The following is a 14887-nucleotide window of genomic DNA, read 5'->3' as shown; positions in this document are numbered from 1 at the left end:
CGCTGACTTGCTTTCACGCACGCACGACACGTAACGTCCAATGTAATTGCAACCTAGAATATCGCGCTTAACGACAGATCGTCGTTTTGCCGGGAGGATAGCTTCATGTCTAAGAGAACGCTTCCAAGGCTCCTGCAAACACCAGCGGTACTATTGCTTTTGGTTTGGATGCTGGTTCCCCTTGGGATGACCCTGTATTTTTCGTTCATTCGCTATGTGCTTAACAGCCTAAGACGCCCCGAATGGACAACACCGAGCCTGAGCAACTGGCGCGGCTTCGGAAACTACGAATTCGTCCTGAAATCCAAAGATTTTATTCTGGCAATCCAGAACAGCCTGCTGATCGTTTGCAGCATTCTGTTCCTTACCGTCATTCTTGGCGTGCTGATTGCCGTACTGATCAACCGCGCCTTCCCTGGCCGTGGCTTTGTACGCGTGCTGTTGATTTCACCGTTTTTCGTGATGCCAGCGGTGAACGCTGTGCTGTGGATCAACATGATCCTTGATCCGGTTCTTGGCCTGCAAGGCATCGCCGTGGGCGGGATCAATGATCTGGTCGATGGGTTGCGCAATGCGCCCCTGATCGGGTGGTTCTTTTCGTTGTGGCCAGAACTGGAGCCGATCTCCTTCCGCGCCACACAGACATCGGCTCTGGCTGTTATCATCATGGTGACATGGCAGTGGACACCCTTCGCGATCCTGATTTTCATGACTTCGCTTCAGTCGGAGGACCAACAGCAGAAAGAAGCCGCTGTTCTAGATGGCGCAAGTGCATGGTCCCAGTTCCGGTTCCTAACCTTGCCACACCTCGGACGCCCGATTGCGATCGTTGTGATGATCCAGGCAATCTTCCACCTGTCGCTCTACGCCGAAATCGAGATCGTCAGCCGTGGTAACGGAAACAAGAACCTACCGTATCTGATTGGTGAATTCGCCAACAACAACATCGGGGCTGCCAGCGCAACCGGCATCTTCGCAGTCATCCTTGCCAACATCGTCGCAATCTTCTTGCTGCGTATGATCGGCAAGACATTGATGGAGTAATCACCATGGCCATTGTCGCTCAAACAACAAAGTTCTCAAAGATCGCTTGGCCTGTGCTGGCCTGGATGGTTGGCCTGCTGTTCTTCTTTCCTATCTTTTGGATGGTTCTGACCAGCTTCAAAACAGATGCAGATGCGGTGAAACCTGAATATCTGTTCTGGTTCAAGCCAACGCTCGATAACTATCTGAACATGACCGAAAACTACGACTACTGGCGCTTTGCGCGCAACTCGGTCATCACCTCGGTTTTCGCAACGGTGTTTACCCTTTTCGTCGGTATCCCAGCAGCTTACGCGATGGCGTTCAACCCAAGCCGCGCAACCAAAGATGTGCTGATGTGGATGCTCTCGACCAAGATGCTTCCGGCGGCGGCGGTTCTCTATCCGATGACTTTCCTAACCAAGAGTCTCGGTCTGTTTGACACCCATTTCCTGATCATCATGGTGCTCAGCCTGATCAACTTGCCAATCGTTGTCTGGATGCTCTTCACCTACTTCAAGGAAATCCCCAAAGACATTATCGAGGCCGGCAAGATGGACGGCGTGGATACTCTTGGCGAGATCAAAGAGATCCTGGTTCCGCTGGCATGGGGCGGCATCGCATCAACAGCCCTGCTTTGCTTCATCTTTTGCTGGAACGAAGCCTACTGGACCGTGCGTCTCACCACCACAGAAGCCGCAACCCTGTCCAAACTCATCGAAGGCAACCGCGCACCAGAAGGCCTGTTCTTCGGACGCCTCTCGGCTGTCTCTACCGCTGCCGTCGGACCGATCGTCGTGTTGGGCTGGTTCTGTCAGAAACAATTGGTCCAAGGCTTGACCTTTGGCGCCGTGAAGTAAGGAAAATCAACATGGGACGCATTTCACTAGAAAACGTTACAAAAACCTTCGGTACCGTTGAGGTCATTCCGCCACTAAACCTGACAATCGAAGACGGCGAGTTCGCGGTTTTCGTCGGACCATCAGGTTGCGGGAAGTCCACCCTGCTACGGCTGATCGCCGGACTGGAAGAAACCACCTCTGGCCGAATTCTGATCGACGATCAGGACATGACAGAGGTGCCCCCCTCCAAACGCGGATTGGCGATGGTGTTTCAATCCTATGCGCTCTATCCGCATATGACTGTTCGCAAGAACATTGCCTTTCCGATGCGCATGGCGGGCATTGACGAAGCCGAGCAAGAAAAGCGGATCAACGCAGCAGCGGCGGCGCTGAACCTGACGGATTACCTCGAGCGCAAACCGGGGCAGCTTTCAGGCGGACAACGCCAGCGGGTTGCTATTGGCCGCGCGATTGTGCGCGATCCTTCTGCCTTCCTGTTTGACGAGCCCCTCTCCAACCTTGATGCGGCTTTGCGTGTCGGCATGCGGATCGAGATCAGCGAGATGCACAATCGCATGGCGACAACAATGATCTATGTGACGCATGATCAGGTTGAAGCGATGACAATGGCCGACAAAATCGTTGTGCTTCAAGCCGGTGTGATCGAACAAGTGGGATCCCCGCTCGATCTTTATCACAGGCCACGCAACAAGTTTGTCGCCGGGTTTATCGGCTCGCCCACCATGAATTTCATCACTGGCGAAGAAGCAACCAAACGCGGAGCAGACACCATCGGAATTCGCCCAGAACACACCGAAGTCAGCACGACCGAGGGGATGTGGAAAGGCACTGTTGGCGTCGCCGAACACCTTGGCTCGGATACCTTCATCCACGTCCACGATACTGGATTGGCTGAAACCTTCACGGTGCGGATCTCTGGCGACATTGCCGTCCGTCATGGCGACACGGTTTATCTAACACCGCAGCCTGACCAAATTCACAAATTCGGGGCCGACGGATTGCGCATCGAGTGATGTTTACCCCCTGCCCCTTTCCCTGACATCCGGCCGAAAAGAAAGAAGAGCTGATGGGACATTTCGCGAGGAGATCGGTGACGATGAAACTCAGAAACACGACAATTCAAAACTTGCCCGACAGTGTTTTGGTGCCAACCTATGATCGCAGTGCGCTCACACCCGGGATTGTTCACATCGGGGTTGGGAATTTTCATCGTGCACATCAGGCGTGGTATCTTCATCGGCTGATGCAAGAGGGAAAGGCGCAAGACTGGGCTATCATCGGCGCTGGCGTCCGAGATTACGACAGCGCCCAACGCTCCAAGCTGGAGGCGCAGGATTACTTAACAACTCTTATCGAGTTGGACCCATCAGGCACCTCGGCGGAAGTTGTCGGTTCCATGATCGATTATGTGCCGATCGAAGACGGCAACCAGCCCTTGATCCAGCAAATGACCGACCCACGGATTCGTATCGTCTCTTTGACGGTCACAGAGGGCGGTTATTATCTTGACCCCGCCGACAAACGTTTTGCACCGACCCATCCGGATATTGCCTTTGACGCTCAAAACCCAACCACGCCCAAAACGGCCTTTGGTGCAATCGTAGCGGCCTTAAAAGCCCGCCGGGATGCTGGCAGCGGCCCTTTCACCTGCATGAGTTGTGACAACTTGCCGGGCAATGGCCGCATTCTAAAAGAGGTGGTGATCGGCCTCGCAAACCTAAGTGACCCAGACCTTGCGCGCTGGATCGAAAGCAATGTCAGCTTCCCCAATTCCATGGTTGATTGCATTGTACCCGCCACAGGGCCAAATGAACTGGAACTGGTTCAGCAACTCGGCGTCGACGACATGGTTCCCGTCACCCACGAGAACTTCCGCCAATGGGTAATTGAAGACGCGTTCTGCGCGGGCCGCCCCGCTTGGGAAGATGTCGGCGCAACGATCTCAGACCGCGTTCACGATTTTGAGGCCATGAAACTGCAACTCCTGAACGGAGGGCATCAGATCGTTGCTAATCCTGCGGAGATTGTCGGCATTTCAACCATTTCTGAAGCAATGGAGCACCGGCTGATCAAACGGCTGTTCCGCAAAATTGCTTTGGCCGAAATCGCACCGCATATCGAAACCGTTCCCGGCTGTACGCCAGAACAATATGTCGATCTGGTTGATGTTCGGTTTTCCAACCCCGCGATTGTCGATACCGTTCGGCGCGTTGCGTTCGACGGGTCCAGCCGACACACGGGAGCGCTTCTCCCCCTCATACGGCTGGCGGCATCACAGAATGCCCCCATCGACGGGCTCGCGCTTTCTCAGGCACTCTGGGCGCGGATGTGCACCGGCACTCGCGAGAACGGCAGTAGCATTGAGCCAAACGACCCTGTTTGGGAGCAGTTAATGGCCGTTGCAAACGAAGCGCGACAAAACCCGCAGGCATGGCTGGAGCAACGAGAGTTCTATGGTTCCTTGGCTGATGATCCAAACTTCAGTGCGAAGTTCGCCTTATGGCTCAAGCAGCTTCACTTGGAAGGCGTTGAAGCCACGATTGTTACCTACTTGAACACCTGAGCAGGAAACCATCTGCGCTTTACCAACACAACTTTCTGAAAGCGAAAATGGCCCTTCACGGATTGCGCGTGAAGGGCCATTTCAGTTTGACAGAGGCGAAAAGCGCCCCTCTTGGTTCTATCAGTCGCTGCCCTTCACCGAAATCTGGCTATCAGGGGCTGGGTGGAACTTATACTGCACCACAAACAGCGCGCCTGCGATTGCTACCCCGATCAAATCGGTTACCAAACCGCCCGCGATCATACAAAGCGCACCGATCACCAAACCAAGGCGCATGAACCATGCCACGCGAGCGCCCGCGAACCAGCCTTGCATCCCGGACGACAGAAGGAACACCCCGAAGATCGCAGTTGCACCCGCGCGGATAATTTCGAGCCATGTCCCATCCATCAAGATCGCACCGTTATAGAAGAACATGAACGGCACGATGAACGCAGAAATCCCGATCTTGAATGACGCAACAGACGTTTCCATCGGGTTGGCGCCCGAAATCCCCGCCGCTGCATAACTGGCCAAGGCCACAGGAGGCGTAATCGCGGAAACAACGGCGAAATAGAACACAAAGAAATGCGCGGTCAATTGAGGGATCCCCAACTGAACCAGCCCCGGCGCAACCACCGACGCCGCAACCGCATAGGCGGCGGTTGTCGGCATCCCCATTCCCAACAGAATAGAAATACACATGGCGAAAAAGAGCGCGATGAATTGGTTCGCTTCGGCGAGACCGAGCAGAACAGATGAGAACCGCGCGCCCACACCAGTAAGGCTAATCACACCAACGATAATCCCCGCACAGGCACAGACCGCGATAATCTGAATAGACATGATCCCAGCGATTTCGAACGCTTTGACGGTGCTTCGCACGCCCATACGCGCAGGCGTCAGCCACGACACCACCGCCGCGGCGACTGTGGCCAAGGTACCTGCTCGAATAACCGAATAGCCCATGAACAGCGCATAGATCAGAATGATAATCGGGATGAACAAGAAAATCTGGCGCATCATCTGGCCCAGCTTGGGCAGTTCATCAGCGCGCATCCCGCGCATGCCCAATTTGGCCGCCTCGAAATCGACCATAAAGTAGATCGATACGAAATAGAGCGTTGCAGGAATGATCGCAGCTATGGCGATGTCGGTGTATGGAATACCCGTAATCTCGGCCATAATGAAGGCACCAGCCCCCATGATCGGCGGCATGATCTGCCCGCCTGTCGAGGCTGCGGCCTCAACCGCACCAGCAGTTCGTTTGGGGTAACCCACCTTCTTCATCAATGGAATTGTAAGCGAGCCCGTCGCAACCACGTTCCCCGCAGATGTCCCGTTGATCATACCCATCAAGCCGGAAGCAAAGATGGCAACTTTCGCGGGACCACCGCGTGATTTCCCCGCTGCGGCAAATGCAAAGTTTACGAAATAATCGCCAACTTTGGATGCCTGTAGAAACGCGGCGAACACGATAAATAGAATGATATAAGTCGAGGAAACCGCTGTTGTTGGCCCGAGAATACCTGCATCGGTGTAAACTTGGCTAAAGAAGCGTGTCCATTCGATATTCGGCGCATTCAGGAAGCCCGGAAGCAAATCACCCGTAAAGACGTAAACCAAAAACACTGCCGAAATGATAATCAGCGCAAGGCCCGCAACACGACGCGTGAGCTCCATGATCAGGACTGTACCGACAACCGCCGCCAAGCTGATCCCAATCGGCGCGAAAGGCGTTCCTGTCGAATTGCGCATCAATGTGTCGTAGATCGTGATGAGATAGAACGCTACGGCTACACCGCAGATCGACAAAAGAACGTCGGGAACCGAAACCTGCCCGCGCTCACGTCCGCGTAGCCACCCTGTGATGATCCCCACGGTGGTCGCCACAAGCAAGGGCAACCCGAAATGGTAAATTTCGGTGTTCTTGAATTCTGGGCTCATGCCGTTCCACTGCACACCACTCGCAATCTGGTTGGCGATCCCAAACACAGTCCAGATCGCATAAAGCGCAGGAAGCATCGCCGCCCAAGCAAGCAGATCAAGCGCAGGGCTCTTTTTGCCCTCCCCGTCTGCCACAAAAGATCGCGCGGAATAGAGCGTAAACCCAAGGATGAGAGCGCCAGCAATATGGACAATGCGGAAATTCCAAGTCTCCATCGGGAACCTTGGCAGAAACGGGATATCAATGCCCGTCCATTCCGAAATTGATAATCCGTTTAACGCGGCGACATGAAAAAACGCATAGAATGCAGAGAGAAACGCAACAACGTAATAGGCGTTTCCGCTAAAGAGACGTCGATTATTTTCAACGGGTTCCTCATCAACGCCTTCGGCAATAACGCGTTCCTGCTGATCTGCACTGGTTTGTTCTGTCATTTTTGTTGCCCCTTACGAGTCCAGTTTACGTACCGCACCTGTTCAAAGTCATGCCGCCCCCAAAAAGGGGCGGCATATTTTTTTGTTTCTATACGATTAGTTACCGTAGATCATATCAGCAGAAATGTCCGCACCTGCGTTCTCGATGAACCAAGATGCCGCACCTGGATGCCACTTGAGAACTGTGTTCTTTGTCCAGTTTTCAGGCAATGTAGATGCCGCTGCCTTGTGGATACCCACCATGCGCTCGTTGTCTGACATGACAATATCAACAACAGCATTCACGAAGGATTCCGGAAGATCACAGTTTGCAATTGCGAAGTTCCACATAGAAACCGAACGCGCATCCGCTTCGAGTGTTGTGTAGGTATCTGCGTTGATTGCAAATTCGGAAACGGGGAACGCTTCAAGCAACTTGGCCTGTTCTTCTTCTGTAAACTCGATGATGTTCACATCTGTCTGAACTTCGAGCTGGCTCACCGCAGGAACAGGTACACCCGCCGCAAAGGCAATCACGTCAAGAAGACCATCCTGAAGCTGACCGCCAAGGTCCGTCCAACCACCGTTACGACGCTCAAAATCTACGCCCAGTGTTTCCATCATGCGTGGGAAATAAGTATCCGATGTCGAACCTGCTGGGCCAAAACCGATTTTTGCACCCGCTGGAATGTCGCTCACGCTTGCAATACCGGAAGACGCAAGAGCGGTTACCGAGAACGGTGTCTGGTACATTGGGAACATTGCGCAAGCCTGTGTCATTTCAAGACCTGGCGCGATTGGGTTCGTACCTGCAAGGGACTCCGCTGCTGGGCCCATTGTCGTCATGCCAAACGCAGCATCACCCGTATGTACGAGCGCCATGTTCTGCATTGGTCCACCAGTGACTTCGCCGCCACCAGTAAGGCCAAGCTCTTCGGCAACAAGGTTGGCCCAACCAGAACCATACGCGAAATATGTTCCGCCTTGGCTCGCTGTGCCTACGGTAAAGCTGCTTGGCCAATCTGATTTATCGACGTCCTGAGCAAAAGCTGCGCCAGCCAGTACGGTTGTCGCTGCTAGAATTGCGGTAAATTTCATAATTCCTCTCCTTTGTTGATTCGCTGTAGTTTGGACCAATTTAGGGCGTTTTGTTAACACCTGTTAAAATTAGTCCATCATTATTAAGTTGTTAATCTTGATCAGCAGTTGGCAACACAAGTGCCCTCTGAGTCAAATTCCATTGTTCTCCCGCTCAAAGGAATATGCACCGGAACTGTCACGAGATCCCGAAAAGTGGCTGTCTTGCTGCCCTCGACAACCTCGCCACCCTTGGTTGCAACTTCGTTTGCGTGTGACGGAATTACCGACTTGGGCTGCACCAGTTCGTTTATCACATAAGCCGCTTCAACAGGGCCCGTCGTAAATGTATCGCCGATATTGATAACAACCAGACCAGCACCATAGAAGCCGCGCACCACGTCTTCTTGCTCTGCTGTCATTCCGGTATCACCCGAAAGATAGGCGACCAATCCGTTGGAGAACTCCAAGACATAGCCAGTTGGCGGCCCGACATAACCCGCGATGCCTGCGGCCTGCATCGCCTCCCCCATCTCTCCGCCAATAAGGCCGGGCGAAACACCATTACTATGAACAGCCGGAACCGTAGAAATCTTCACATCTCCAACGGTCTGGGTTGCGCCAAACCGCGCAAGCATCGATTTTTTGGGGTCCCCGCCCAGTGATTCAAGCTTCGCCGCAAAGAACGCAGGCATTTCACTACCAGTTACAATTGCTGCACCTTTTGCATGCGCAATCTTGGCCACATTCGTTTCCGGAGACGCATCAACAGAAAGGTTGGGCATGCCACACTCACCTGTGTCGACCGCACTGGTGTGTCGTGCTCCGATATGGTCACCATGCATATGAGTCACCAAAAGCGCATCCAACGATCCCAACCTTGGATCATCGGCCCCCGCCACCGTCATACCCGCATCATAAAGAATACGTGTGCCGTTTGGGTCCTCGAAAATCATCGCACGATCCAGCCGACAGAATTCGCCCGTAATCCCGCCAAGCGGCGTAACTTTTACATTTTGCGCATAAGACGCCGTAGAAACAGCCATGCCGCAAACGGCAACAAAGGAATAAATAGCAGACTTTTTCATTTCTCAATCCTCCCATAAAAAATCGATTATTTAACACTATACATAATTTTATCGATTCGACAGTTGGCAAAATCAAGAACGGTTGCCACCGGAACGCCACGCTATCGTTCGCGCGCGACGACCAATGGCCTTAAGTCAATTAACAGGTGAAACCACCATCACATAAATCAACGACGTAATTTCCCACCAGCCATCCGGCTCTTCGCAGGAAGGTTTGGCCACAATGGGATGCGTCGTGATTTAGGAGTATGCGAAAATGCCGAGGCTCAGAACGCGCTGTGCGGTCGCAGAGTTCTTGTACATTAAAACCTCGGCAGAATGTGTTATCGGAGCGATGCCAGCAACGCTTGCGATGGATCGCCCGTAGCTGGAACGCCGATGCTCGACTGGTATGAACTGATCGCCTTGCGGCTGTTCGGACCAATCACGCCATCGGTGCCACCTGTGTCAAATCCCCTCAAGGTGAGGCGTTGTTGCAGGAGCTCGCGATCGTCCTTGGTGAGGCCATACTCATCAGGTGGAAAGCTCCCCTTCAGCGGCCCGCCTCCGGCAATCCGGTCGGCCAAATGGCCAACGCCAATCGCGTAACTATCTGAATTGTTATAGCGTTTTATGACGTCGAAATTACGTGTGACCGAGAAACTTGGGCCGCCAGGCTGCGGCTGAATGATACGCCCTTGCGGGGCATTGTTGCCAACTTCTCCGCCCCAGCGAACGCCGGACACCCAACCATTGCGCGCAAGATAGGCCGCCGTCGACGCCAGTGAATCCGCTGGATCATCAGACCAGATATCGCGGCGACCGTCCCCAGTGAAATCAACCGCAAAGGCCTGATAGCTGGTCGGAATAAACTGGGTATGTCCCATTGCTCCTGCCCAAGACCCCTTTAGATTTGCAGGCGTAGTATCGCCGCTCTGAAGTATCTTAAGGGCAGCGATCAGCTGTTTTTCAAAGAACGCGCCGCGGCGCCCGTCGAAAGCGAGTGTGGATGTCGAGGAAATAACCGGCACATCACCGCGCCTTTCCCCATAGAAACTCTCCAAACCCCAAATGGCGGTTACAATCTCTGCCGGAACGCCATAGCGAGCCTCTACAGCCGAAAGCGTGCTTTGATGCCGTTGAAACGCCGCGCGCCCCTTCGAAACCCGCTCGTCCGAGGCCGCAATGGCAAGGTAATCTTCTAAGGTGCGGGTGAATTCGGTTTGGTTTCTGTCTCGCTCAACGACACCTGGTAAATAGCCCGTGTTACGGAACGCGGCATTTAGAGTCGCAGGCGATATTCCTTGCCCGCTGGCTCGGCTGCGAAAACGTGAAACCCACGCGTCATAAGAGGAATTCGGTGTGGGCCGTAAGTCGGCTGGCAATTCACCACCGCCCCCAGCGATACTTGGCCCAACTGTTCCGACTCCACCACCACAAGCGGTCAGACTCAGCCCCATGAGCCCCAAAAGTGTTGTTCTTCGTGTAAGGTTCATCTGCTCGGTCCTTAAATCTTTCCTCCAGCGTAGCCTACGCGGCAAACAGAGAAAAGCAGACTTACGAACTGACGCGAGAGCACATGCCTTAACCCTTCATAACTCGGTCAAAACTTTTCAATCGGACAGCATAGAAGAGCAGAAAATGTTCAGAAAAGAAACGAAATGCGCGCGACCGATCATCCGAGTGAATACGGACGAGTACGGATAACGATGCTCTGGAAAATGGTGCCCCCACACGGACTCGAACCGCGGACCTACTGATTACAAAATAGAACGTACCCCTAATACATCAATGACTTACGAGGCATTGTCTCCATTTTGTCTCCCCATAAACCTATGAAAATCAATGGTCAGCATGAGGACGTATGAGCGTATTCTTTTTCGAAATCCGCAGGACTGGGCGGCGTTGCCCTCCAACTTTTTCGTAAGCTTTCGTGCAAATTTGCTCGTGCAGCCGATAACACGTTTCCTGGAACGCAATGAACGGCAACCTTGTATGATGGCCGGTGCGCAGATAACGCGATGAAATCACGTTGTCCGTTTCTTTCATTAGGTCGATGACCTGCACATCACCATCTTCGAGTGTCAAACCTAGCGCAGCACAGGCATTAGCCAGCTTGCGTACATTGTGACCGTATTTCTGTCGTAGTTGTTCAGCAGTATTACCGTAGGCCAACAAGTATGACTTCAAGTACAGCTCTATTGCATGGAAGTACAAATAATACACCACAGCATCTGGGTGGGTAGCATCAATACTACTGCCTTCTAGTTCGATTGCAGAAGCAGCATACGAATGAGCGTAGTTGAACAGACCTACTGCTGAGTACTTATCTTCGTTGGCCAATTGTTACCCCCCCTATTGTCCGTGGTATCCACTTATCTTCTAGTCCCAACCATAACGGTGGCGGTGGCCTTCGGTTCCAAAGAAGTCACTGTTATCTGCCTCGAGAAGAAGACTTTCTAAAGCTGAAGTATACGTCAGAAAATCTTGAAGCTCTTCGACAGATGCATGACCTACTAGCATTTTGCCTCTAATCACATTTATTTTGTCTTCTGGTTTTGGATGAATAGCATGTTCTTGTGACTCAATTTTGTCTCTCCAACCTTGCTTCCCTGGGAGACGTAATATCCGTCTAATTACTTGTTAACGCTTTGTTTTTCAATGATAAACCACTAACCCAATCTGTCAACTCAATCATCTGCTCCGCGATGAGCTGACTATTTGTTTTTGCTAGTGAAATGGTGCCCCCACACGGACTCGAACCGCGGACCTACTGATTACAAATCAGTTGCTCTACCAGCTGAGCTATAGGGGCACTGGAGGGGTGATTAAACCGAAGCTTCGGTGGGTTCAAGCCAAAATTATCGCCTTTTTCAATTTTTTTTCGATTGCCCTTGGGGCAGGCAGGAATGGCACTTTGACGCGCGTACGAATTTGGCTTGTTCCAGCGATGGTTAGCTTTATTTGGACGCGCTCGTCCGCGCCATAAGAAGGACAGCGCAAAGGCTTACCAACATCACAAGAACGGCAGCTGGCGAGGCCATCTCGAGGTTTTCGAGCGCGGCTTGCTCGTAGACGCGGGTTGCCAAGGTGTTGAAATTAAAAGGTCTTAGCAAAAGAGTCGCCGGAAGTTCTTTAACGCAATCCACGAAAACCAACAGAAGCGCTGTACCAATTGATCCGCGAATGAGCGGCAAATAGACTCGGCGCAGAGCACCGCCAGCAGTTTGACCGAGGGAGCGCGCTGCAAGCGGCAGGCTCGGTGCGACGCGGCCCATTGCACTATCTACCGCACCCTGCGCAATTGCGAAGAATCGCACGCTATATGCAAAGACGATGGCAAAGCCTGTGCCTGTCATTAAAAGACCGATGTTCAAGCCGGTAGTGGCCTCGACGAAATCGGCGATAGCGTGGTCGGCGGCAGCCATAGGGATAAGGATACCGACCCCCAGAACGGCTCCGGGAGCGGCATACCCAAGCGTCGTAACGGGCAGCAACATTCGCGGCAACCGGCTTCGTGCAAGGCGCACGCCATACACAAGAAAACAAGCTGCTATGACTGTGATGACCGCCGCGGATGCGCCAACCGCGAGTGTTGTTAGCAATGCGTCGGTCAGCCCCCTATCCTGCCATGCGCCAGGGGTTGTGAATGCGTGATAAGTCAGCACACCAGCGGGTAGCAGGAAGCCAACGGCAAACGGCACGAAACAGAAGAAACTTGCGAGCCACCCCTGATACCCACGCAAAGGAATTGGTACGATCTGGCGCGTTTGGCGCGCGGCGTTGTGGTAGCGATTCTTACGCCGCAGGATTTTCTCGAAAGATACAAGCAACAGTACCAGAATCAGAACTACACCAGCGATCTGGGCTGCCCCGCCCGCATTGCTGCTCTCAAGCCATGTGGTGAAAATCCCTGTCGTAAGCGTTTGAACCGCAAAGAAATCCACGGCGCCAAAATCGCTCGCGGTCTCCATCATCACGATAGCAACGCCCGCCGCGATCGCAGGACGCGCGAGTGGAACGCCAACTTTCCAAAACCGCTTGAACGGCCCTGCCCCAAGCGCACGAGCCACTTCATAGCTACCGCCCGAATGTTCGCGAAACGCAGCACGCGCCAAGAGGAACACATAGGGAGACAGCGCCGCCGTAAGCACCACAATCGCGCTGCCCATGGAGCGCACCTGCGGGAACCAGTAATCGCGGCCATTGGTGTACCCCATAACATCGCGCAACAGAGTTTGGACGGGGCCCGCGTATTCAAGAAAATCAACGATCCCATAGGCCCCGAGATAGGCCGGAACTGCCAGCGGCAACAGCAACAGCCACTGGAACCAGCGCACGCCGGGGAAGAGATACATCGTCGTAAGCCATGCCGCCCCTGTACCAACCGCTGCACTCAACGTGCCGACTGAGATCATCAGCACCAAAGTGTTGGTCAGGTAACGCGGCAGGGTCGTTGCCATCAGATGCGGCCAGATGTTTTCGGTCGGGTGGAATGCAATCCACACAACGGCGACAATCGGCGCCGCAACGGTCAGGGCGATCAGCAAAGCGCCGATTGACCAGAGGTCTGGCCGCAGGCGCGTTTTCGCGCCGTCTGCGTGGATGTTTGTATCTTTGGTCGTCATTTCTGTGGTGCTAACGGAAAGCTGTTTAACTGTCCAGAAAACCAAGTATATTACTTGGGAATGGGCAAACAGGGGCACCGATATGCAGGTCGTATTCCATCTTGGCGTACATTCCACAGATAGCGACAAGCTGCTCAAAAGCTTGCTCAAGGACAAAGGGAAACTGGCGCTTCATGGTGTTGCGGTTCCCGGCCCCGGAAAATATCGCGCCCTGATCCGTACAACCATCGCCGACCTAGAAGGCGCGCGTTCAAACCAGGAAACCCGCCAAAAGCTGTTTGACTCAATGCTACAGGACAACACAATCGAGCGCGTTGTTCTGACAAACGAGAACTTTATCTGCGTGACGCCTAGGGTGTTTGACGGAATTGGATTCTACCCCCAAACCATTGAAAAGGTTGTGAGTTATTGCAACCTGTTCTACGGGCATGATGTTGAATTCCAAATCGCGATCAACAACCCAGCGGTCCTGATCCCCACGTTGTTCAACCGTATGAACGACATCAGCTATGAGGAATACCTGTCGGGAACGGACCCGATGAGCCTGCGGTGGTCTTCTGTGATCAATCAAATCCGCGAGGCCAGCCCGCAATCCAAGATCACTTGCTGGTGCAACGAAGACGCGCCTGTAATCTGGTCCGAGGTGCTACATTCGCTCGTCGGTCTTGATACAAGCTTCGCATTTCGCGGCGAATACGACCTACTTGACGAGATCATGACCAAAGAGGGGCTGGAGCGGTTTTATGCCTATCTCAAGACCCACCCGCCGCAATCCGCACTGCAACAGCGCAGAATCATCGCGGCGTTTCTCGATAAATTTGTGCGGGAAGAGGTCTTGGATATCGAAATCGACCTCCCCGGTTGGGACGACGATTATGTCGCTGCGCTGACAGCGATATATGAAGACGACATCCTTGAAATAAAACGAATTCCGGGCGTGCGGTTCATCGAACCCTAATTCACGCCCGCTGTTTCGCTTGGGGAATTACATGCCCAGCGCTTCTTTGTACATTTCCAGAACCGCTTCTTCCTCGGCCAGATCATTTGCATCACGCTTGCGCAACGCTATGATTTTTCTCATGACTTTGGTGTCATAACCGCGCCCCTTGGCTTCGGCCATCACTTCTTTTTGTTGCTCTGCGATGTCTTTCTTCTCGGCGTCCAGCCGCTCGATCCGCTCGACAAACTGGCGAAGCTCATCCGCTGTTACCCGGTAGCTCGCATCGCTTGAAATATCATTCATCTCTTGGCCCTCATTGCTCGGTTTGGCCCTTGCTACCCAAGCCGCGCCTCCCCCGCAAGGGGCTTGCTCTTGGAAGAGAGTTC

Annotated in this window: 12 protein-coding genes and 1 tRNA gene; 5 read left to right on the top strand and 8 right to left on the bottom strand. The window is 53.3% G+C overall.

Features of this window, described 5'->3' with window-relative positions:
• Positions 1–105 precede the first annotated feature (105 nt).
• The 4 genes from N9C89_RS05275 to N9C89_RS05260 all read left to right on the top strand — a co-directional run bounded on the left by N9C89_RS05275 (position 106) and on the right by N9C89_RS05260 (position 4449).
• Positions 106–1044: a carbohydrate ABC transporter permease gene (locus N9C89_RS05275; RefSeq protein ID WP_263952789.1), complete on the top strand. Its 939-nt coding sequence runs from the start codon at positions 106–108 to the stop codon at positions 1042–1044.
• Between the two features lie 5 nt (positions 1045–1049).
• Positions 1050–1883 (top strand): carbohydrate ABC transporter permease, encoded by an 834-nt coding sequence (locus tag N9C89_RS05270; protein ID WP_263952788.1) that lies wholly within the window; start codon positions 1050–1052, stop codon positions 1881–1883.
• Positions 1884–1894: 11 nt separating this feature from the next.
• The gene (locus N9C89_RS05265) at positions 1895–2899 is read left to right on the top strand and encodes an ABC transporter ATP-binding protein (RefSeq protein WP_263952787.1); all 1005 of its coding nucleotides are present in this window, start codon (positions 1895–1897) and stop codon (positions 2897–2899) included.
• 83 nt (positions 2900–2982) lie between these two features.
• Positions 2983–4449 (top strand): mannitol dehydrogenase family protein, encoded by a 1467-nt coding sequence (locus tag N9C89_RS05260; RefSeq protein ID WP_263952786.1) that lies wholly within the window; start codon positions 2983–2985, stop codon positions 4447–4449.
• 120 nt (positions 4450–4569) lie between these two features.
• On the opposite strand, the gene N9C89_RS05255 is transcribed toward N9C89_RS05260, so the two are convergent.
• From N9C89_RS05255 to N9C89_RS05225, 7 genes are all read right to left on the bottom strand, one after another.
• A complete protein-coding gene (locus tag N9C89_RS05255) occupies positions 4570–6810 on the bottom strand; it encodes a TRAP transporter permease (RefSeq protein ID WP_263952785.1) in 2241 nt (746 codons plus the stop codon).
• A 96-nt stretch (positions 6811–6906) separates the two neighbouring features.
• A complete protein-coding gene (locus N9C89_RS05250; protein WP_263952784.1) occupies positions 6907–7887 on the bottom strand; it encodes a TAXI family TRAP transporter solute-binding subunit in 981 nt (326 codons plus the stop codon).
• A 101-nt stretch (positions 7888–7988) separates the two neighbouring features.
• Complete coding sequence (locus tag N9C89_RS05245) at positions 7989–8954, bottom strand: MBL fold metallo-hydrolase (RefSeq protein ID WP_263952783.1); 966 nt, start codon at positions 8952–8954, stop codon at positions 7989–7991.
• Positions 8955–9277: 323 nt separating this feature from the next.
• Positions 9278–10429, bottom strand: coding sequence for a lytic murein transglycosylase (locus N9C89_RS05240; RefSeq protein ID WP_263952782.1), 1152 nt, complete (start codon positions 10427–10429; stop codon positions 9278–9280).
• Between the two features lie 346 nt (positions 10430–10775).
• Positions 10776–11276, bottom strand: coding sequence for a HEPN domain-containing protein (locus N9C89_RS05235; protein WP_263952781.1), 501 nt, complete (start codon positions 11274–11276; stop codon positions 10776–10778).
• Between the two features lie 396 nt (positions 11277–11672).
• A tRNA-Thr gene (locus N9C89_RS05230) sits at positions 11673–11748 on the bottom strand.
• 145 nt (positions 11749–11893) lie between these two features.
• The gene (locus tag N9C89_RS05225; RefSeq protein WP_263952780.1) at positions 11894–13561 is read right to left on the bottom strand and encodes an ABC transporter permease; all 1668 of its coding nucleotides are present in this window, start codon (positions 13559–13561) and stop codon (positions 11894–11896) included.
• A gap of 82 nt (positions 13562–13643) precedes the next feature.
• On the opposite strand from N9C89_RS05225, the gene N9C89_RS05220 reads away from it, so the two are divergent.
• Positions 13644–14519 (top strand): hypothetical protein, encoded by an 876-nt coding sequence (locus N9C89_RS05220; protein WP_263952779.1) that lies wholly within the window; start codon positions 13644–13646, stop codon positions 14517–14519.
• A gap of 27 nt (positions 14520–14546) precedes the next feature.
• Here N9C89_RS05220 and N9C89_RS05215 read toward each other — a convergent pair whose 3' ends face one another.
• Positions 14547–14804: a DUF2312 domain-containing protein gene (locus N9C89_RS05215; RefSeq protein WP_263952778.1), complete on the bottom strand. Its 258-nt coding sequence runs from the start codon at positions 14802–14804 to the stop codon at positions 14547–14549.
• Between the last annotated feature and the right edge of the window lie 83 nt (positions 14805–14887).

This window comes from Halocynthiibacter sp. SDUM655004, from assembly GCF_026015885.1.
Taxonomy (GTDB): Bacteria; Pseudomonadota; Alphaproteobacteria; order Rhodobacterales; family Rhodobacteraceae; genus Falsihalocynthiibacter; species Falsihalocynthiibacter halioticoli.
The sequence above is the reverse complement of the archived record's forward strand: the minus strand, read 5'-3'. Positions and strand labels throughout refer to the sequence as shown.